We start from the raw sequence: 18720 nt of genomic DNA, 5'->3' as shown, positions 1-18720 counted from the left end.
CCCGACCATGAGCAAGCCGCTCAAGCAGATCCACCTCGCGGCGCACTTCCCCGGTGTCAACAACACCACCGTGTGGAGCGACCCCGAGGCCGGCAGCCACATCGAGTTCAGCTCGTTCGCCCACTTCGCGCGGACTGCCGAGCGCGCCAGGTTCGACTTCCTGTTCCTCGCCGAGGGCCTGCGACTTCGCGAACAGGGCGGAAAGATCTACGACTTGGACGTCGTGGGACGGCCCGACACCTTCACCGTCCTCGCCGCGCTCGCCGCCGTCACCGAACACCTCGGTCTGACCGGCACCATCAACTCCACCTTCAACGAGCCCTACGAGGTGGCCCGCCAGTTCGCCAGTCTCGACCACCTCTCCGCGGGGCGCGCCGCCTGGAACGTCGTCACCTCCTGGGACGCCTTCACCGGCGAGAACTTCCGCCGCGGCGGCTTCCTGCCGCAGGAGGAGCGCTACTCCCGGGCCAAGGAGTTCCTGAGCACGGCCAACGAGCTCTTCGACTCCTGGCGCGGGGACGAGATCGTCGCTGACCAGGAGACGGGAACGTTCCTGAACGACGCCAAGGCCGGTGCCTTCGTCCACGAGGGCCGGCACTTCGACATCGAGGGCCAGTTCAACGTTCCGCGCTCCCCGCAGGGCCGCCCGGTGATCTTCCAGGCCGGTGACTCGGAAGAGGGCCGCGAGTTCGCCGCGTCGAGCGCCGACGCGATCTTCAGCCGGTACTCCACGCTCAAGGAGGGCCAGGCCTTCTACACGGACGTCAAGGCCCGCCTCGCCCGCTACGGCCGCCGCCCCGACCAGTTGCTCATCCTGCCCGCCGCGACCTTCGTCCTCGGGGACACCGACGCCGAGGCCGAGGAGCACGCCCGGGAGGTGCGGCGCCGGCAGGTCAGCGGCGCGACCGCCATCAAGCACCTGGAGTTCGTCTGGAACCGCGACCTGTCCGCGTACGACCCGGACGGGCCGCTGCCCGACATCGACCCGGACCTCGGTGAACACACCGTCGCCCGGGGCCGTGCCCAGGTCCGGATGTACCGCGACCCGCTGGCCACCGCCCGCGAGTGGCGGGAGCGGGCCGCCGCCAACAACTGGTCCATCCGCGACCTCGTCATCGAGACGGGGAGCCGGCAGGCCTTCGTGGGCAGCCCCGCGACGGTCGCCCGGACCATCGACGAGTTCGTCCAGGCCGACGCCTCCGACGGGTTCATCCTCGTCCCGCACATCACCCCGGGCGGCCTCGACTCCTTCGCGGACACCGTCGTCCCGCTCCTCCAGGAACGCGGTGTCTACCGCACCGAGTACGAGGGCACCACCCTGCGCGACCACCTCGGCCTCGCCCACCCCGACGCCGGGGCGCACACCGACACCGAGGCGCACCCCGGCCGGGTGGCGTCATGAGGCTCCAGGCCCCTGACCGGGTACCGCGCCACCGCGCTCCCGGCCCGCCGTCCACCACCGCACCCCCGTCCGTCGACCGCTGAGGAGGCCCCAGCACATGTCCGACATCCCTCTCGGCGTACTCGACCTGGTTCCGGTCTCCTCGGGTTCCACGGCCGCAGACGCGCTGCGCAACTCCATCGACCTGGCCCGCCGGGCCGAGAGCCTCGGCTACGCCCGCTACTGGTTCGCGGAGCACCATCTCAACCCCGGCGTGGCCGGAACCTCGCCCGCGGTCGTCATCGCCCTGACCGCCTCCGCGACCTCGACCATCCGGCTCGGCGCCGGTGCCGTACAACTCGGCCACCGCACCGCCCTGTCCACGGTCGAGGAGTTCGGCCTGATCGACGCGCTGCACCCCGGCCGCCTCGACCTGGGCCTCGGACGCTCGGGCGGCCGGCCGTCCGGCAAGCCCGCCACGGCACCGGTGACCGCGACACCCGTGACCGACGGCCGCGCCCCGAACGGGCTCCTCATACCGCCCCGGTTCTCCTTCGAGCACCTCCTCGGCTCACCGAGGATCGCCCTTCAGCGCACGCTCCTCCAGCAGCCCAACGCCGAGTCGCAGGACTACGGCGAGCAGATCGACGACATCCTCGCGCTGCTCGCGGGCACCTACCGTTCGTCCGACGGCGTCGAGGCGCGCGCCGTGCCGGGCGAGGGCGCCGACCTGGAGCTGTGGATCCTCGGCAGCAGCGGCGGGCAGAGCGCCGAGGTCGCGGGCCGGGGCGGACTCCGGTTCGCGGCGAACTACCACGTCAGCCCGGCCACCGTCCTGGAGGCGGTCGACGGTTACCGCGCCGCGTTCCAGCCCTCCGACGTCCTCGACAAGCCGTACGTCAGCGTGTCCGCGGACGTCGTGGTCGCCGAGGACGACGAGCGGGCCCGTGAACTCGCCACGGGATACGGCCCCTGGGTGCGCAGCATCCGTACGGCCGAGGGGGCCATCGAGTTCCCGACCCCGGACGAGGCGCGCGCCCACGTCTGGTCGGACGCGGACCTGGCCCTCGTCCAGGACCGCCTCGACACGCAGTTCGTCGGCTCGCCCCGGCGGGTGGCCGACCAACTGGAACAGCTTCAAGAGGCCACCGGAGCGGACGAGTTGCTCATCACCACGATCACCCACGGACACGCGGACCGGGTGCGGTCGTACGAACTGCTGGCCGAGGAGTGGCGCAAGCGGTGAACCGGCGTCGGCCTTCTCCGGGGAGACGGCCGGGGCCGACGAACAAGGCACCCCGTGCCCGGAGTACCGGGCACGGGGTGCCTTGTTCGTGACGGAGTGATCACCTGCGGAGCACGCACGGACCCGGGCCGGGCGCTCGCGGTCAGCCGGTCGACGCGAGTGCCGTCGCGCGGCCGCCAAGAGCGACGGAGAAGTGGTCCGTCACCTGCTCCAGGGCCTGGGCCGCGGCGGGTGCGATCACGGCTGTGCCGTCCTCGTCGGCGGTGATGTCCTTGTCGAGGGTGAACCAGCCGGGCACGATGTGCGACGCGCCCATGGACGTGAGCACCGGACGCAGCGCGTAGTCGATGGCGAGGACATGGGCCGTGCTGCCGCCCGTGGCGAGGGGCAGCACCGTCTTGCCGGCCAGCGCGTACTGCGGGAGCAGATCGAGGAACGACTTCAGCAGGCCGGAGTAGGCGGCCTTGTAGACCGGTGTTCCGATCACCACGCCGTCGGCCCGCTCGAACAGGGCCGCCGACTCGACGATCGCCGGATGCCGGAAGTCGGCTCCGAGCAGCGCGTGGGCGGGCAGCGTACGCACTTCCAGGGGGACGACCTCGTGGCCCTGGCGGCGCAGCCGGTCGTCGAGGTGGCGCAGGAGCCGTGTGGTGCGGGAGGTGGGGGAGGGGCTTCCGGAGACGGACACGATGGTGGCCATGGCGGACCTTCCGGGTCGGGATTCGGTTGGGTGAAAGCGGGTGCGTGCGCCGGCCGGTCGGCCGGGCCTGCGCGTCGGGGGAGCCTTCGCGTCGGCCGGGCCGGCCGGTGTACGCCGGCCCGCCCGACGGGCTCTCACCAGGCGCTGGACCGCACACTGATCAGCGGCCGCAGGTCACCCCGCAGTGCTTCCAGGAAGCCGACGACCTCGGCCGCCACCGAACGGTGCTGGAGGTCGTTGAGGACGTCGTGGTGAGCTCCGTGGACGACCGAAAGGCGGGCCAGGGGAAGGGACTTGGCGAGGCGGGCGAGTGCCTCGTCGTCGGCGAGCGGATCGGAGTCGCCCACGAGCAGCAGGGTGGGCAGCGGTGACTCGCTGTCGTACGCCGCCGAGAGCAGCACGTCCGGCAGAGCGGCGTCGAGCGACCCGCGCCGCACCTCGGGGTCCTCGGTGAGGCGGCCCCGATGCGTGGGGCACGCGGTGCGGACGTCGAGCTCGGCGTCCCACGTGGCGCCGACGGCGCCGGTCTTCGCGGACGGACCGGGAAGGCCGGCGAGGACCACGGCGTTCGGCCACCAGGCGGCCGGGGTGCGGGACCCGCCGAGGAGCGCGGCGAGCGCCACGGCCCCCGAGTCGGCGCCGACGAGGACGACCGGCCGTACGACACCGTCCTGCGAGGCGGTGTCCTCGACGGCCCGGGCGAGCCGGGCCTCCAGCTCGGTCAGGGACCCGGCAGGGTCGTCGGCGTCGAGGGCCGGGGGGTCGATAACCCGGACCCGGTAGGCGTCGGCGGCGAGCCGCGCACCGAGGCGCGCGTAGGTCGCCCGGGTCTCGCCGCGGCCGGGGACCACGAGGATCGTGCCGCGGACGAGGAGCCCTTCGGGCCCGTGGTGGTCGGTGTACGTGGGCATCTCAGGCTCCTGCTGGTACGGGTTCGACGGGTGCGGGCCCGCCCCGGTGCGCGGGCTTCCAGCCCAGCGCGGGCGCCACCTCGGTCGCGATGAGTTCGAGGGCGCGGACGGCGGCGTCGTGGTCGGGGACGGCGGGGTTGAACTGGGCGATCAGGTCCGTCGCGACGGGCAGGACCTGCTCGCGGCCCAGAGCTTCGACGATCTCCTCGGGATGGCCGTGGAAGGAGTGGAAGCGTCGCAGCGCCTCGTCCCGGTCGAGGCCCTTGGGGAACGCGCCGCTCTCCGCCATGCGCAGCGCCGCCCGGTGCACGTCGTCGCCGATCGCGCGGAGCGCGGTGCGCCGGTCCTTGGCCGGGAAGACGAAGCGGGACAGGCCGACGCGCGGGCGGTGCGGCCGGTCCCAGGCGGCGAGGAAGGCGTCGGCCCAGGGCCGCTGCACCTCGTCGGTGGGGGAGTCGAATCCGTAGGCCGCCCGGTTGAGCAGCAGGTTCGAACCGCGGCGCGCCGCGTACTCGGCCCCCTGCGCGCTGAACACGCCCTGCCAGACGCGGCGGCCGAAGTCGCCGGGGCGGGGCTGGACGCGGAAGCCGGGCGTCCCCACCTCCTCGTGGGCCAGGGCCCGTCGCAGGAGGTCGAGGTTCTCGCTGGTCAGTTCGCGTTTGCGGTCGGCGTCCCGGCCGAACGCGGCGTACTCCTGGGCGCTCGATCCGCTGCCCACACCGATCTCGACGCGACCGCCGCTCAGGGCGTCGACGGTGGCGATGTCCTCGGCGAGGCGGATCGGGTCCTCGAGCGGGAGGACGGTGACGGCCGTGCCCAGGCGGATGCGGCTGGTCCGTGCGGCCGCGTGGGCGAGGAAGGTCCAGGGCGAGGACAGTCCGCCACCGCCGTGGGCGACGTGGTGCTGGGCCACCCAGCCGACGTCGAAGCCGAGCTCGTCCGCCACGGCGAACAGCTCCTGCGCGTTGCGGTAGGTGCGGGCGATGTCCTGATCGCGTCCCTGGACGTGGGTGAGGAAGCCGAGCCGGAAGCGTGGTCGCTCGCTCGTCATGGGATGTCGGCCTTTCGGTGGCGGGTCGTCTCGTCGGGGCGGCCGTGCCGGACGGCGCTCGGGTGAGGCCGCCGCCGGTCGCGGCCGGTGCCGGTCCGCCTCCACCGGCCGGCCGCGGCGGGATCTCAGTCGTTCGCGAGCTGCGGTTCGCGGGTGTGCCGGTTGGCCGGGACGGGCAGGCCGAGGTTGCCGCGCAGCGTGTCGGCCGCGTACTCGGTACGGAAGAGCCCGCGCTTCTGGAGGATCGGCACGACCCCGTCGACGAAGAGGTCCAGTTCGTCCTCGGTGCGGAAGGCGAGGTTGATGCCGTCGAAGGTGCCGGCGTCGAACCACTTCTCGATGGTGTCGGCGACGGTCCCGGGGGCGCCGACGAAGGGTGATCCGCGGAACTGGTTGACGGACTCGGCGACTTGGCGCAGCGTCAGGTTCTCCGTGCGGGCCCGCTCGATCAGGGCCGCCGCGCCGGTGCGGCCGCCCTTCTCCGCGAGGTGCGCGACATCGGGGAAGGGCGCGTCCAGGTCGTGCGCGCTGAAGTCGTAGGCGCCGAAGGAGCGTCCGAGCAGGGCGAGGTTGCGGCCGAAGTCGTTGTCCTCCTCGAAGATCTCGCGTTCGCGGCGCCGGGCCGCCTCGTCGGTGGCGGCGACCACCGGGCTCCCGTGGATGAAGATCTTGATGTGGTCGGGGTCGCGTCCGTAGGAGGCCGTGCGCTTCTTGATGTCGGCGTAGTACTCCTGGGCCTGCTGGAGCGTGCCGCCGGGCGCGTAGATGCCCTCGGCGACCTGCGCCGCGAGATCGCGTCCCTCCTCGGAGACCCCGGCCTGGAAGATCACGGGCTGGCCCTGCGGGGAGCGGGAGAGGTTCAGCGGTCCTGCCACCTTGAAGTGCTCGCCCTCGTGGTCGAGCGCGTGCAGCTTGGCCGGGTCGAGGAAGACGTCCCGGGCCACGTCGGCGGGGAACGCGTCGTCCTCGTAGGAGTCCCACAGACCGCGGGCCACCCGCACGAACTCCAGCGCGCGGCCGTACCTGGAGGTGTAGTCCAGGTGTTCGTCGAGTCCGAAGTTCTTGGACGTGCCGGTGTCGAAACTGGTGACGACGTTCCAGCCGGCCCGGCCGCCGCTGATGTGGTCCAGCGAGGCGAAGCGCCGGGCCAGGTTGAACGGCGAGTTGTAGGTCGAACTGGCGGTTCCCACCAGGCCGATGTGCCGGGTGTGGGTGGCGACCGCGGACAACAGGGTGAGCGGTTCGAGGCGGTTGAGGTAGTGCGCCGGGTAGGTGGCGTTGATGAACTGGCTGTCGACGATGAACAGGGCGTCGAACAGGGCGTGTTCGGCCGCCTTCGCCAGCCGGATGTAGTAGTCGATGTCGATGCTCGCGTTCTTCGCGACGCGCGGGTCCTTCCACAGACCGTGCTGGCCGGGACCGCCGACGCCGTAGGGGTGCAGGGCGAGATGGATGGTGCGGGGCATGGTGTTCTTCCTGTCTTCGAGGGCTTCAGACGTTCAGCAGGGCGCGCAGGGCCGCGCGTTCGGCCCGGTCGGCCGGGGCGGAGCTCAGGGTGGGCGCGGAACGGACGAGCAGGCGCGTGTACGGGTGCTGGGGGCGGCCGATGACATCGCGGGCGGCGCCGGTCTCGACCAGTTCGCCGCGGTAGAGCACGGCGATGCGGTCGGCGATCCCCGCGACGGAGCCGAGGTCGTGGGAGATGAAGACGAGGGCCACCCCGTCGTCGCGGAGTTCCTCCAGGATGCGCAGGATCTGGACGCGGTTGGCGGAGTCCAGGGCGCTGACCGGTTCGTCGAGGATGACCAGCCGGGGTTCGGTGACCAACGCCCGTGCCACGGCGACGCGTTGGCGCTGTCCGCCGGAGAGTTCACCGGGCAGCCGGGCGAGCAGGTCCTCGGAGAGGTGGACGCGGGCCAGGAAGGCGCGGACCCGGTGTGCCGTCTCGGCGCGGGACACGCCCTGGACAAGCAGGGGTTCGCTCAGTGAGGCCTCGACGGTGAGGTCGGGGTCGAGACTGCGCAGGGGGTCCTGGAAGACGTACTGGACCAGGCCCCGCCGGCGCAGCGCACGCCACTGCCTGCGGCCGTACGCGGTGACGTCCTCGCCGTCGACGACCACGGAGCCCGCCGAGGGCCGCACCAGACCGAGCACCGCCCGGGCCAGGGTGGACTTGCCCGAACCCGTCTCGCCGATGATCCCGACGGTCTCGCCCGGCGCGACATTCAACGCGACGCCGTGCAGCGCGTGCCGGTGGCGTCGGCGCGGTCCGTAACGGACGGCGAGGTCCCTGATCTCCAGGACGGGACGCTTCGGCTCTCCGGCCCGGGTTGATCCGGTGGCAGGGGCGGACCCCGCTGCCGGAGCGGCTCCCGGGTCCGGGGCGGCTCCCGGGACCGCAACGGCTCCCGGGTCCGGGGCGGACTTCACGGTGTCCGTGGTCATGACTCCCCCTCGGGTGCGAGGAACTTCTCCAGGCCGTACTGCTCGTGCTCGGCGATCAGCAGCCGCGTGTACGCGTGCCGCGGCCGGCGGAGCACGTCCTCGGCCGGGCCCTGTTCGACCACCTCGCCGTGGCGCATGACGAGGACCTCGTCGCACAGCTGGGCGACCACGGCCAGGTCGTGGGAGACCACCACCAGGGCGAGTCCGGTCCGCTCGCGAAGGTCGGCCAGCAGGTCGAGGATCTCGGCCTGGACGGTGACGTCGAGCGCGGTGGTGGCCTCGTCGGCGATGAGGATGCGCGGACCCGCGGCGATGGCCACGGCGATGAGGACCCGCTGGAGCATGCCGCCGGACAGCTCGTGGGGGTACTGCGAGGCGACGAGCTCCGGGTCACGGAGATGGACCGACCGCAGCAGTTCGGTCGTCCGGCGCCGTGCGGCGCGCCGCTTCAGGCCGGTCTTGACCCGGAGGACCTCGGCGATCTGCGCCCCCACGCGGATCGAGGGGTTGAGATAGGAGGCCGGGTCCTGGAAGACGGCGCTGATCGTGGCACCGCGCAGATCCGTCCACCGCGCCGGGGACAGCCCGGCGATGTCGTGGCCGTCGATCTCCACCGAGCCCCCGGTGACCTCGAAGGGCGCGGGCAGGATTCCGAGCGCGGCACGGCAGGTGAGGGTCTTCCCGCTGCCGGACTCGCCGACGATGCCGACGGCGCTGCCGGGCGTGAGCGTGAAGCTGACGCCGTGGACGATCTCCCGGCCGCCGTCCCCCTCCCCGATCCGCACATCACGTACGGCCAGCACGGGGGACGGCGGTTCGGGCGGTGCCGTGGGAGCGGACCCGGTGGTCTCCGGGGCTTCTTCGCCCGTCACGGTCTCGGTGAGGAGTTTCCCGGACAGGGTCGTCATCGCGCACCTCCGGCGGGAGCGGGACCGGCCTGGGAGCGGCGGTCGGGTCGGTTCCTGGCGCGGCCGGCCGAGGTGCGGCCCGCCTCGCCGGAGACGTCTCGGACGGCGTCGGCGAGGAGGTTGCAGGCCCAGACGGTGACCATGATCAGGAGGGCGGGGGCGAGCGGTGCCCACGGCTGGTGGCTGAGATAGCCCAGGTCGGACGCGAGCAGACCGCCCCAGGTGGGCGCGGGAGGCTGCACCCCGATGCCGAGGAAGGTCAGGCTCGACACGATGACGAAGCCGACGCCGACGGTCTGGGCCAGCGCCACCGCGATCGGCGGGAGCACCTTGGCCCACACGTGGCGGCGTACGATCCAGCCGGTCGAGGCGCCGGAGACGATCGCGGCCTCCACGTACGGCGAGCGGGCGACGGCCAGGGTGGCGGCGCGGGCCACGCGGTAGAACAGCGGGGACACCAGGGCGCCCGTGACGAGCATCGCCTGGGTGAGGCCGTTGCCGAGCAGCGCGACGACGGCGACGGCGAAGAGCAGGAACGGCAGGGCGACCAACGTGTCGGCGAGCCGGAGCGTGACCCATTCGAAGACCCGGCCGAGGTGGACCGACAGGATGCCGGGGACGGCACCGATGGCCAGGGCCGTGAACGCGACCTCCAGCGAGCCCAGCACGCTGACGCGGGAGCCGGCCAGGAGCCTGCTCAGCACGTCGCGGCCGAGGTAGTCCGTCCCCAGCCAGTGGGCACCGGAGGCGGCGGCGAGCGTGTGGTCGCTGGTGGCCAGGGGGTCCTGCGGAGCGAGGAGCGGCCCGAACAGGGCGAGCACGGCGATCGCGACGAGGACGGCCAGGGCGATGCGGGCCGAGGTGAGGGTGAGAACGCGGCGCACCATGGTCACACCCCCCGCCGGGCGGCCGGTGTGACGCGCGCCAGCACCAGATTGACGAGCAGGTTGAAGGCGACGACCAGGACGATCGACACCACGAGGACGCCCTGCACCGCGGGGACGTCGCCGGCCTGCGCGGAGTCGTTGGCGAACCGCCCGAACCCCTGGAGCCCGAAGATCCACTCCGTGACGACGGAGGCGCCGACGAGGGCCGGGAACTTCAGTCCGAGGGTGGCGAGCGCGGGTCCGAGGCCGTTGCGCAGGACATGGCCGAAGAAGATCCGGCGCGGGCTCAGGCCCCGGACGACCGCGCCGGTCACGTAGTTCTCGCGGTAGGCCCCCACGAGGCTGCCGCGCAGCTGGCGGGCCACGTCGGCGACCACGTCGAAGCTCAGCGCGACGGCGGGCAGGGTGATGTGGGCGAGCCACGGCCCGAACCCCTCCTCCGCCGGAACGTATCCGGCGGAGGGGAACAGATGCAGTCCCACCGAGAGGACCGCGACGAGCACGATACCGACGACGAACGCCGGCATCACCGAGATCAGCGTGACGAAGCCCGTGATCGCCCGGTCGATCCAGGTGGTGCGGCGCACCGCCGCGATCGTGCCGAGGCCGAACCCCGCGACGACACCGATGATCAGAGCGAACGTCGCCACCGACAGGCTCACGCCCAGGCCGAGGCCGATGAGGGTGGAGATGTCGGCGCCGTTGGTCCAGCTCGTGCCGAGCCGTCCGTGCAGGACGCCCCCGAACCAGTCCCCGTACTGGACGAGGAAGGGCCGGTCGAGGCCCCAGTGGGCCTCGACACGGGCGACCGCGGCGGGAGTCGCCTCCTCGCCCAGCTGGATGCGCGCCGGGCTCAGCCCGCTCAGCGACCGCAGGGCGAAGGTCACGAACGTCGCGACCACGAACACGGGCACGAAGATCGCGGCCGAGCGGGCGAGGACGGCCAGAACACGGCCCAGGGTGTGCCCGGTCCTGACCGCGGCGCCCGGGAGACGGACACCGGACGGGGCCAGTGCCTCCGTCGTCGTCATGGGTTGCCCCCTTAACTGTCGTGGGCGGGTGGTCAGTTGCCGCCGGCGATGGTGACGCCGGTCCAGTCGATGTGGGCCGGGTTCTTCGGCAGGGCGGAGATGGACTTGCTCTTGGCGATGAGGTTGGGCGAGGAGTACGTGAAGACCAGCGCCTTGCTCTTGAGGCCGGCCCGGGTCGCCGCCTGGAGGACCTTCGCGTAGTCCGGCGAGTCCAGCGGGGTCCTGCGCACCTTGGCGATGGCCGCCTCGAAGCCGGACGGCTCGTAGGGGGAGCTGAGGTTGAGCGGACCGTTGGGGCCGAAGTGCGCGGTCAGGGTCTGCGCCGCGGAGTCACGCCCGGTGGTGCCGTACAGCGAGAACGTCAGGTCCTTGGCGAAGAACGGGGTGGCCCAGTTCTTGTCTATCTTGATCGTGACCTTGACGCCGACCTTCGCCAACTGCGCCTGCACGATCTCGGCCTGGGGGTCCTCGGCCGGGATGACCAGGTTGAGCTTGAGGGCGCCCGCCTTGTAACCGGCCTCGCTCAGCAGCTTCTTGGCCTTCGCGGGGTCGTAGGGGTACGCGTTCTCGGACTGCGGGTCGTAGGCGACGTAGCCCTTGGGGAACGGCTGGTCGGTCGCCGAGCCGTAGCCGAACGTCAGCTTGTCGACGAACTCCTGACGGTTCACCGCGTAGCGGACCGCGTCGACGACCTTGTCGTTGTCGAACGGCGCCTTGTTGGTGTTGAGGCTGAGGTTGGAGGCGTTGAAGCCGGGCTGCACGAAGACGTCGAGTCCGGCCTTCTTGGCCGCGTCGGCCTGACTGGGCGCGATGTCGGCGAAGTTGTAGACGCCGGTCTGGAGTCCGGAGACGACGGTGGAGGCGTCCGGGGCGGAGCTCAGCTCGACACGGTCGATGTGGATGTTCTTGGCGTCCCAGTAGTCCGGGTTCTTCTTCAGCACCGCCTTGGTGCCCGGGACGAGTTGGGTGACGACGAACGGGCCCGCGCCGACCGGGCTCTGGTCCAGCTTCTCGGGCGACGCCGCGGCCTTGGGGCTGGCGATCTGGAGGACGCGCTCGCCCAGCAGTTGGGGGATCTGGTAGTCGACCTGGCTCAGGTGGATCACGGTGTCGAGACCCTGGGCGTCCACCGACTTGATGGAGGTCAGATCGCCGAACAGGGCGGAGTTCTTCTGCTTCTTGGCCCGCTCGATGGCTGCCTTGACGGCGGCGGCGTCGACCGGTGTGCCGTCGCTGAACGTGAGGTGCGGGCGCAGATGGAAGGTGATGACATCGCCTGCCGCGTTGTAGTCCCAGCTCTTCGCGAGGTCCGGGACCGCCTTGCCGTGCTCGTCCGTCCGCGTCAACGAGACGTATACCAGGGCGAGTTCACGGAACTGGGCGCCGCTGCCGCTGACGACCGGGTCCCAGTGGGCGGGGAAGTAGGAGGAGGTCCACTTCAGCGCGGCGGAGCCGGTGGCCGACGCGGCCTCGCCGCCGCAGGCGCTCAGCGCGGGGACGAGCACGGAGGCGAGGGCGGTTCCCAGGGCGGCCGCGCGGAGCCGACCGGGGCGCCGGGAGGAACGGGATGCCACTGTGGAGGTGCGGGGCGTGATGCGTCCGGACATCGGTTCGCTTTCTGCGAGAGCTCCCGCCCACGCCGGGGCGACGGGGGGGGAGCGAAGGACGGCGGACTCCGACGGCGGGCGACGCGCAGCCCGGCGCCGGGCATGCCTGTGCGTGCTTGGGCGCACACGGAGGCATGCCGTGTCAGGGCAGAGGGCGTCGGCAGGCCGTGGGGCGAGCCGGGAGACTGGGGGAGGAGAGGCGGAGGAACGCCGAGAGGGCGGCGCGCGATGACGGCGACCGCACGTCGGTACGGCGGAGGGCCGGTACCGGCGGGACGGGAGTCAGGCGCCTGGAGGCCGTGGTCGGCAGGCGGTCAGCGACAGAGAGCGCTGGAAGTGCGCCGCAGGTCCACGTAGCGGCACACCACGCCGGGGTGCGTCGTGAGCATGGTGCACATCCTGGGGCCGGTTCTCGACGGCTGTCAATGGACACCAATTGGTGTCTCATTGGGCGGGACGGGTGCTGACCGCTGATCAGAAGGCCGCGGGGACGCGGGGATGCGCCCCACCCGGTCGCGACGGCCGCCGGCCGACGGGAAGACCACCGAGTCGTCCGCCACGGCCCGACCGCCGCGCGAGGACCGTCGGCCGCCCGTCGGCGGGAAGACCACCGGATCGTCCGCCACGCCCGACCGCCGCGTGAGGACCGTCGGACCGCCCGTCGGCGGGAAGAGCGTCGGGCCGTCCGCCGGAGGGCCCTCAGGGTGCCGCGGGAGCGTCGCCGTCGCGCGCCGGGTGTACGGCGGCCTCGTCCGGGTGCAGCCACAGCGGGCCGTTGCCGGTCTCGACGCGCACGGCGTCCCGGGGAGGCCACGGACCGTCGCTCAGGACCGCCGCCTCGGGGCCGGTCAGGCTCCGGTACCGCGCGAGCGCCTCCTCCGCCGCCGGCCGCGCGGGCCTCGTCGGCAGCACGGGGCTCAACTCCTCGAACGCCGCCGCGTACTCCTCGTACGGCCGCCAGCCGGGGACGACGCGATGACCTCCGGGAGCGCGCACCAGGAGCGTCGGCAGCGCGTAGCGGTGCCCGCCCTCGGCGGTCTCCTTCGCGGCGCCGGGATGCGGCGAGCCGCCGCGCACCGACAGGACCTCGGCGACCGGTCGGCGCGCCTCGGCCCGGTCGGCGAGTACCGCTTCCCGTACGGCCGTTGACGCCGCGTCGGCCGCGAGCCGCCCATGGTCGAGGCCGGGCACGCCCCGGACCGCGGACAGTGCCAGCGCCGCCGTGTCCGCCGGTTCACCCCGTACGAACACGCTCTCCCGCAGCCGCCGCAGCACCCGCTCGGCCACTTCCTCGCCCTGCCGCTCCGCGGCCTTGGCCGCCAGCGAGGAGGGCCAGGAACTCGCCGCGACCCGGCTCAGCCGCCGCGCCCGCGGGGCCCCCGTGTGGGCGCCGACGTCCTCGACGTACCGCGCGTACCAGGCGGTCTCCGCGGCGGGGTCGGGCGGCGGGTCGTCGTCGTCCTCGAACAGGACGCAGTACACGCGCCGCCAGCGGACCCGGCCGGCCAGCGCGGCGCGCAGCCCGCGGAACACCGGCTCCGATCCCCAGGCCCAGGGACACAGCGGGTCGGTGTACTCCACGACCTCCACCATGTCCCCGGCGTCCGCCTCGGGCGCCGTCCCGCCCGGGGCGCGGTTCACGCGGCTCCCTCCCGGTCCATCCGCCCGGCCGCGCCGGCGGGCAGCAGCGCGGCGAGCGTCGTCCCGCCCAGCACCGCCGCCGCGTCGGCCTCGATACGGCGCCATATCCCGGGGAGTCCGGAGGCGGGCCCCGGGTAGTCGAGCCCGGCCAGTGGCTCGCCCCGCAAGGTGATCAGCTCACCGTCCACGGCGCGTACGACGTCCAGCAGGGTGATCTCGTCGGCGGGCCGGCCGAGCCAGTACCCGCCCTCGCAACCACGCTGGCTGCGTACCAGTCCTGCCCGGCGCAACTCGCCCACCACGGACTTGAGGAACCGGAACGGAACGTGCTGTGAGGAGGCCATGGACTCGCAGGTGAGCGGGCGGGCCGGTTCGCGGGCGAGCTCCAGCAGGGCCCGCGTGGCGTAGTCCGCCTTCGCGGAGATATGCATGCGCACATGATGCCTGACACGGCGGCGTCCGCCGACCGGGTCTCCATCGCTTCCCCGCATACATTGCGGGAACATTGCCGCAGGTGAATGGCAATGGACACCTCTTGACATCCTTTTCCGGGCCGCTCTAGCGTCCCCGTCCATGAGCGAGCCGCCCACGACCCCAGGCGAAGGTTTCCACCCCCATCTCCCGGACGCCGCAGCGCAGTCCGGACGCCCTCTGCGCGCCCGTCTGCACCACATCCGCGCCGACGCCCTCGACGGCGACACGGCGCAGACGGGAGGCATGCGCCGATTCGCCGCCGTCAGCGGCACCACCGTCGGATCCGAGAAGCTGTGGATGGGCCAGACCCACGTCGCCCCCTCCACCGCGTCCTCGGACCATCACCACGGAGAGTCCGAGACCGCGATCCACGTGGTGAGCGGGCACCCCGAGTTCGTCTTCGTCGACGACTCGGGGGACGGGCCCGAGGAGGTACGCCTGCGCACCTCGCCCGGTGACTACATCTTCGTGCCGCCGTTCGTTCCGCACCGCGAGGAGAACCCGGATTCCGAAGAGGAGGCCGTCGTCGTGATCGCCCGCAGCACCCAGGAGGCGATCGTGGTCAACCTGCCGCGCCTGTACGCGCTCGGGGAGGGCGAGGAGGCCTGACGGGACGGGGCCCGGTCGCCCGGTGGGTACCGTAGCGGGGAGATCGCCGTGACCGGCGGGATCGAACCGACCGTGGAAGGAACCACCGAGATCATGCGCGTCATCGTGGCCGGCCGTCCGGCGGAGGCGTCCCAGTGAACGGCACCGGGGCGCCGGGCGCCGAGGACTCCGTCCTGCTCCGCACCGACGGACGGGCCGCCCACCTCACCCTCAACCGGCCCCGTGCGCTGAACGCCCTCAACCACGCGATGGTGCGCCGGATCGACGAGGCGCTCACCGTCTGGGAGCACGACCCCGCCGTCGACATCGTCGTCGTATCCGGCGCGGGGGAGCGCGGGCTGTGCGCGGGCGGAGACATCCGGGTCGTCCACGACGACGCGCGGGACGGGGACGGCACCGCCTCCGCCGCGTTCTGGCGGGACGAGTACCACCTCAACGCCCGGATCGCGCGCTACCCCAAGCCCTACGTGGCGGTCATGGACGGCATCGTCATGGGCGGCGGCGTCGGGATCTCCGCGCACGGCGGCGTCCGCATCGTCACCGAACGCTCGCGCGTCGCCATGCCGGAGACCGGCATCGGATTCGTCCCCGACGTCGGCGGCACCCGGCTGCTCGGCCTGGCCCCGGGTGAACTCGGCACCCATCTCGCCCTGACCGGCGCCTCGATCGGTGCCGGGGACGCGATCCTGTGCGGACTGGCCGACCACTACGTGCCCTCCGCCGCGCTGCCGCGGCTGATGTCCGACCTCGCGGACCGGCCCGTGGCGGAGGCACTGGCCGCGCACACGCGGCCCGCGCCCCCGGCGGGGCTCGGGGAGCGGCGCGAGTGGATCGACGCCTGCTACGGCGCCGCCACGGTCGAGGAGATCATCCGCCGACTGCTCGCGGCCGGGGACCCGGAGGCCAAGGAGACGGCGGAGATCCTGCTCGGCAAGTCGCCCACCGCCCTGAAGGTCACCCTGACCGCCGTGCGCCGGGCCCGGAGGCTCGGATCCCTGGAGGCGGTGCTGAACCAGGAGTACCGGGTGTCCTGCGCGGCCCTGTCCGCCCCCGACCTGGTGGAGGGCGTCCGCGCCCAGATCATCGACAAGGACCGTCGGCCGCGCTGGTCCCCTGCCACCCTCGACGAGGTCACCGACGCCGACGTCGAGCGCTTCTTCGCCCCGCTCGGCGAGCGTGAACTCGGGCTGTCCGACGGCGGCTTCTGACGGTCGGCGGGGACCCGTCACCTGGGACGAGAGGAAGATCACCCCGGTTGGCGCGGTCTTGGCCAGCCGCGCGGCACACGGTACGGTCGGTGCGATATCGATGACGTCAAGACGGAAGCCGGCGGAAATCCGGCACGGTCGCGCCACTGTGAGCGCGACGCCCGGCCACACCGGGCGCCGCGTGAGTCAGACCCGTAGACGACATCCTGTGCACCACCGAGATGGGACGCGAACTCCCGAGGAGGTCCTGCCATGGCGCAGACCGTCGCTCCGCCGACAGCCACCCCTTCCGCTCTCCCCGCCAAGCTGCCGATCGGTGCGATCGTCCCCTGGGCGGTCTTCTTCGGCATCCTGATGCTGGTCCTTCTGTACTTCGTCGGCGCCGAACAGGGCGCCACCTCCGTCGTCTCCGGCGAGGACGTCCACGAGTGGGTCCACGACGCCCGCCACCTGCTCGGCTTCCCCTGCCACTGACGCGAGGGAGAGCGCTCATCATGAACTCCGCAACGGTAAGAAACCTGCTCGTGCGCGGCATGCTCGCCGGCCTGGCGGCCGGTGTACTCGCCCTGGTCGTCGCCTACTTGCTCGGTGAACCGACCGTCGACAGCGCCATCGGCTTCGAGGAGGCCCACTCCCACGCACACGGGCACGAGGTCGAACTCGTCTCCCGCAGCCTCCAGTCCACCGCGGGTCTCGCCACCGGCGTCCTCGTCTACGGCGTCTCCTTCGGCGGCATCGCGGCCCTCGCCTACTGCTTCGCGCTCGGCCGCGTGGGCCGCTTCGGCCCGCGCGCGACCGCGCTCCTGCTGTCGGGGACCGCGCTCCTGGCCGTGTACGTCGTGCCGTTCCTGAAGTACCCGGCCAACCCGCCGTCGGTGGGCGACCCCGACACCATCGGCAAGCGGACCGCCCTGTACTTCCTGATGATGGTCCTCAGCGTGCTCCTCGCGGTGGGTGCCACCATCCTCGGCAAGCGCCTCGCCCCGAGCCTCGGCACCTGGTACGCCACCGTCACCGCGGTCGCCGCCTTCGCCGTCGCGATCGGCCTGGCCTACGCGTTCCTGCCCGTCATCAACGAGGTGCCGAAGGACTTCCCGGCCACCCTGCTGTGGCGGTTCAGGCTCTCCGCCCTGGCCATCCAGACCGTCCTGTGGGCCGGATTCGGCCTGGTCTTCGGCGAGTTGGCCGAACGCATGCTCAACCCCAAGCCCGCGGCCGTCGCCTCCGGGCGAACGGTTCCGACTGCGGGCTGAGTCCTCCAGTACGTGAGAGAGCCCCTCGGAACCGTCCGAGGGGCTCTTTCACGTCATGCCCGCGGAGACGGGCCCGAGGCCGGTCTCACCGGCTGCCGGCCTCCTGCCGGACCGCCTCCGCCTCCGGACCGGGCTCGGCACCCCGGCGCTCCTGGACCTGCGCGTAGGCCATGAGGCCGAACAGGACGACGAGCAGCACGGCCGACGAGCCCGCGGTGCCGAGGTCGAGTCCGCCCTTGGCGAGCGGCTTGGTGAGGAAGTCGCCGGCCGTCGCGCCGAGCGGGCGGGTGAGGACGAACGCGATCCAGAACAGCAGGACGTTCGACACCGACGGAACCCTCATCAGCGCGACGAGCACCGCCAGCAGCCCCGTGACGAGCAGCGCCCCGCCCAGATAGCCGAGGCCGGAGCTGTCGGAGAGGAAGTCGCCCATCGACGTGCCGAGGGTGTTGGAGACGAGGATCGCCGACCAGAACAGGGCCTCGCCGCGGAAGGTGACGATGTCCCGGATCTGGAAGGTCATCCCGCTCAGTTTCCAGGCGAGGAAGATCGCCAGGAGGAGCGAGATCAGGATGGCCGCGCCCTCGGGGTAGCCCAGACCGAGCCCCTGCGGGCCCCAGCCGAGCGAAGTGGCGCCGCCCGAGAGGTACTTGGCGCTGGCGTCGCGGTTCATGAAGTCGGACATCGTGGTGCCGGCCATGCTGGTCGACAGGATCACGGTCCAGTAGAAGAACGGGTTGTACCGGCGGGACCTGAGCTGGACGACCAGTGTCACGACGAACAGCAGGAACAGGATGATCGTGGTCACGAAGTAGCCGAGCTTGAGGGTCTGGGCGAACAGGTCACCCGCCGTCTCACCCAGGGTCGTCGCGGCGATCTTCATGATCCAGAAGGCCAGAGTCACCTCGGGCAGCTTCTTCATCACGGACTGCGTCATCAAAAGGGTGCTCCTGCGGTGTGTGGGGGATTTGATCTCTGTCGAACCTTGACAAGGTCAACCTGAACGCGTCCTGAACACGCGCGGCATACGTATTGACGTACCGCGCCCGTGCTGATCCCACTCTGGTTCTCGGCACCGTCTGCACCTCGCCCGATAGCAACGACCGTCCGGCTCGAAGGCCCGGGGGCGAGACGCCTGAGGGCCAAAGAGTGGGAGCACCGGAAGGTTTCCGGTGCTCCTGTGTACGGCGGCCGGGCGGCCCGTGTTCATGAGGTGCGGTGCGCCCGGCGGCCGCGGCCGCTTCGGGGACCGTTCGAGCGGTCACCCGGCGCCGCGGCGGGCGGGGCCGGAGCACGGGTGCGGTGTCCGGCCCGCGACCGCGGGTCCGAGCGGTGGCCGGGCTCCGACCTGCCCCGCCACCGCCGTTC

General features: G+C 72.2%; 18 protein-coding genes and 1 riboswitch. Of the genes, 6 read left to right on the top strand and 12 right to left on the bottom strand.

Annotated features, from left to right (window positions below):
* The first annotated feature begins 7 nt into the window (after window positions 1-7).
* Both WJM95_RS00180 and WJM95_RS00175 read left to right on the top strand, forming a co-directional pair.
* Entirely contained in the window at window positions 8-1402 is a 1395-nt protein-coding gene (locus tag WJM95_RS00180) for an NtaA/DmoA family FMN-dependent monooxygenase (protein ID WP_339127330.1), read from the top strand.
* A 97-nt stretch (window positions 1403-1499) separates the two neighbouring features.
* On the top strand, window positions 1500-2627 hold the full coding sequence (locus WJM95_RS00175; protein ID WP_339127329.1) for an LLM class flavin-dependent oxidoreductase: 1128 nt from the start codon (window positions 1500-1502) through the stop codon (window positions 2625-2627).
* 142 nt (window positions 2628-2769) lie between these two features.
* Here WJM95_RS00175 and ssuE read toward each other — a convergent pair whose 3' ends face one another.
* The 11 genes from ssuE to WJM95_RS00120 form a co-directional block, all read right to left on the bottom strand.
* Window positions 2770-3327, bottom strand: coding sequence for an NADPH-dependent FMN reductase (gene ssuE, locus WJM95_RS00170; protein ID WP_339127328.1), 558 nt, complete (start codon window positions 3325-3327; stop codon window positions 2770-2772).
* A gap of 134 nt (window positions 3328-3461) precedes the next feature.
* Window positions 3462-4238: an alpha/beta hydrolase gene (locus WJM95_RS00165; protein ID WP_339127327.1), complete on the bottom strand. Its 777-nt coding sequence runs from the start codon at window positions 4236-4238 to the stop codon at window positions 3462-3464.
* A gap of 1 nt (window position 4239) precedes the next feature.
* Complete coding sequence (locus WJM95_RS00160) at window positions 4240-5289, bottom strand: LLM class flavin-dependent oxidoreductase (RefSeq protein ID WP_339127326.1); 1050 nt, start codon at window positions 5287-5289, stop codon at window positions 4240-4242.
* Between the two features lie 125 nt (window positions 5290-5414).
* The gene (locus WJM95_RS00155) at window positions 5415-6755 is read right to left on the bottom strand and encodes an LLM class flavin-dependent oxidoreductase (protein WP_339127325.1); all 1341 of its coding nucleotides are present in this window, start codon (window positions 6753-6755) and stop codon (window positions 5415-5417) included.
* A gap of 25 nt (window positions 6756-6780) precedes the next feature.
* Window positions 6781-7734 carry an ATP-binding cassette domain-containing protein gene (locus tag WJM95_RS00150; protein ID WP_339127324.1) on the bottom strand — a complete coding sequence of 318 codons (954 nt, stop codon included), beginning with the start codon at window positions 7732-7734 and terminating at the stop codon, window positions 6781-6783.
* Window positions 7731-8642: an ABC transporter ATP-binding protein gene (locus WJM95_RS00145; protein WP_339127322.1), complete on the bottom strand. Its 912-nt coding sequence runs from the start codon at window positions 8640-8642 to the stop codon at window positions 7731-7733. Before WJM95_RS00145 ends, WJM95_RS00150 begins: the two co-directional genes overlap by 4 nt.
* Window positions 8639-9529, bottom strand: a complete 891-nt coding sequence (locus tag WJM95_RS00140) for an ABC transporter permease (protein WP_339127321.1) — start codon at window positions 9527-9529, stop codon at window positions 8639-8641. The genes WJM95_RS00145 and WJM95_RS00140 overlap by 4 nt, the downstream gene beginning before the upstream one ends.
* A 2-nt stretch (window positions 9530-9531) precedes the next feature.
* Complete coding sequence (locus tag WJM95_RS00135) at window positions 9532-10560, bottom strand: ABC transporter permease (RefSeq protein WP_339127320.1); 1029 nt, start codon at window positions 10558-10560, stop codon at window positions 9532-9534.
* 32 nt (window positions 10561-10592) lie between these two features.
* Window positions 10593-12167 (bottom strand): ABC transporter substrate-binding protein, encoded by a 1575-nt coding sequence (locus WJM95_RS00130; protein WP_339127319.1) that lies wholly within the window; start codon window positions 12165-12167, stop codon window positions 10593-10595.
* A gap of 699 nt (window positions 12168-12866) precedes the next feature.
* Window positions 12867-13760 carry a DsbA family protein gene (locus WJM95_RS00125; protein WP_339135264.1) on the bottom strand — a complete coding sequence of 298 codons (894 nt, stop codon included), beginning with the start codon at window positions 13758-13760 and terminating at the stop codon, window positions 12867-12869.
* Window positions 13761-13804: 44 nt separating this feature from the next.
* Complete coding sequence (locus WJM95_RS00120) at window positions 13805-14239, bottom strand: Rrf2 family transcriptional regulator (protein ID WP_339127318.1); 435 nt, start codon at window positions 14237-14239, stop codon at window positions 13805-13807.
* A 142-nt stretch (window positions 14240-14381) separates the two neighbouring features.
* Between WJM95_RS00120 and WJM95_RS00115 the strand changes: the two genes are divergently transcribed.
* From WJM95_RS00115 to WJM95_RS00100, 4 genes are all read left to right on the top strand, one after another.
* Window positions 14382-14891, top strand: a complete 510-nt coding sequence (locus tag WJM95_RS00115; RefSeq protein WP_339127317.1) for a cupin domain-containing protein — start codon at window positions 14382-14384, stop codon at window positions 14889-14891.
* A gap of 134 nt (window positions 14892-15025) precedes the next feature.
* Window positions 15026-16099, top strand: coding sequence for an enoyl-CoA hydratase/isomerase family protein (locus tag WJM95_RS00110; RefSeq protein WP_339127316.1), 1074 nt, complete (start codon window positions 15026-15028; stop codon window positions 16097-16099).
* A 70-nt stretch (window positions 16100-16169) separates the two neighbouring features.
* Window positions 16170-16314: riboswitch (cobalamin riboswitch) on the top strand.
* A gap of 37 nt (window positions 16315-16351) precedes the next feature.
* Complete coding sequence (locus tag WJM95_RS00105) at window positions 16352-16573, top strand: CbtB-domain containing protein (protein ID WP_339127315.1); 222 nt, start codon at window positions 16352-16354, stop codon at window positions 16571-16573.
* Between the two features lie 20 nt (window positions 16574-16593).
* On the top strand, window positions 16594-17352 hold the full coding sequence (locus WJM95_RS00100) for a CbtA family protein (protein ID WP_339127314.1): 759 nt from the start codon (window positions 16594-16596) through the stop codon (window positions 17350-17352).
* Between the two features lie 85 nt (window positions 17353-17437).
* On the opposite strand, the gene WJM95_RS00095 is transcribed toward WJM95_RS00100, so the two are convergent.
* Window positions 17438-18289 carry a hypothetical protein gene (locus tag WJM95_RS00095; protein ID WP_339127313.1) on the bottom strand — a complete coding sequence of 284 codons (852 nt, stop codon included), beginning with the start codon at window positions 18287-18289 and terminating at the stop codon, window positions 17438-17440.
* Window positions 18290-18720: the final 431 nt, after the last annotated feature.

The organism is Streptomyces sp. f51 (genome assembly GCF_037940415.1).
GTDB lineage: Bacteria > Actinomycetota > Actinomycetes > Streptomycetales > Streptomycetaceae > Streptomyces.
This window is presented reverse-complemented; position numbering and strand designations above follow the sequence as displayed.

What these genes read in the sequence shown, in the direction of transcription:
- WJM95_RS00095 (WP_339127313.1), bottom strand. Translation starts at nt 18,289, where the DNA reads ATGACGCAGTCCGTGATGAAGAAGCTGCCCGAGGTGACTCTGGCCTTC.
- WJM95_RS00105 (WP_339127315.1), top strand. Translation starts at nt 16,352, where the DNA reads ATGGCGCAGACCGTCGCTCCGCCGACAGCCACCCCTTCCGCTCTCCCC.
- WJM95_RS00155 (WP_339127325.1), bottom strand. Translation starts at nt 6,755, where the DNA reads ATGCCCCGCACCATCCATCTCGCCCTGCACCCCTACGGCGTCGGCGGT.
- WJM95_RS00140 (WP_339127321.1), bottom strand. Translation starts at nt 9,529, where the DNA reads ATGGTGCGCCGCGTTCTCACCCTCACCTCGGCCCGCATCGCCCTGGCC.
- WJM95_RS00165 (WP_339127327.1), bottom strand. Translation starts at nt 4,238, where the DNA reads ATGCCCACGTACACCGACCACCACGGGCCCGAAGGGCTCCTCGTCCGC.
- WJM95_RS00175 (WP_339127329.1), top strand. Translation starts at nt 1,500, where the DNA reads ATGTCCGACATCCCTCTCGGCGTACTCGACCTGGTTCCGGTCTCCTCG.
- ssuE (WP_339127328.1), bottom strand. Translation starts at nt 3,327, where the DNA reads ATGGCCACCATCGTGTCCGTCTCCGGAAGCCCCTCCCCCACCTCCCGC.
- WJM95_RS00135 (WP_339127320.1), bottom strand. Translation starts at nt 10,560, where the DNA reads ATGACGACGACGGAGGCACTGGCCCCGTCCGGTGTCCGTCTCCCGGGC.
- WJM95_RS00160 (WP_339127326.1), bottom strand. Translation starts at nt 5,289, where the DNA reads ATGACGAGCGAGCGACCACGCTTCCGGCTCGGCTTCCTCACCCACGTC.
- WJM95_RS00180 (WP_339127330.1), top strand. Translation starts at nt 8, where the DNA reads ATGAGCAAGCCGCTCAAGCAGATCCACCTCGCGGCGCACTTCCCCGGT.
- WJM95_RS00130 (WP_339127319.1), bottom strand. Translation starts at nt 12,167, where the DNA reads ATGTCCGGACGCATCACGCCCCGCACCTCCACAGTGGCATCCCGTTCC.
- WJM95_RS00120 (WP_339127318.1), bottom strand. Translation starts at nt 14,239, where the DNA reads ATGCATATCTCCGCGAAGGCGGACTACGCCACGCGGGCCCTGCTGGAG.
- WJM95_RS00115 (WP_339127317.1), top strand. Translation starts at nt 14,382, where the DNA reads ATGAGCGAGCCGCCCACGACCCCAGGCGAAGGTTTCCACCCCCATCTC.
- WJM95_RS00125 (WP_339135264.1), bottom strand. Translation starts at nt 13,760, where the DNA reads ATGGTGGAGGTCGTGGAGTACACCGACCCGCTGTGTCCCTGGGCCTGG.
- WJM95_RS00150 (WP_339127324.1), bottom strand. Translation starts at nt 7,734, where the DNA reads ATGACCACGGACACCGTGAAGTCCGCCCCGGACCCGGGAGCCGTTGCG.
- WJM95_RS00100 (WP_339127314.1), top strand. Translation starts at nt 16,594, where the DNA reads ATGAACTCCGCAACGGTAAGAAACCTGCTCGTGCGCGGCATGCTCGCC.
- WJM95_RS00145 (WP_339127322.1), bottom strand. Translation starts at nt 8,642, where the DNA reads ATGACGACCCTGTCCGGGAAACTCCTCACCGAGACCGTGACGGGCGAA.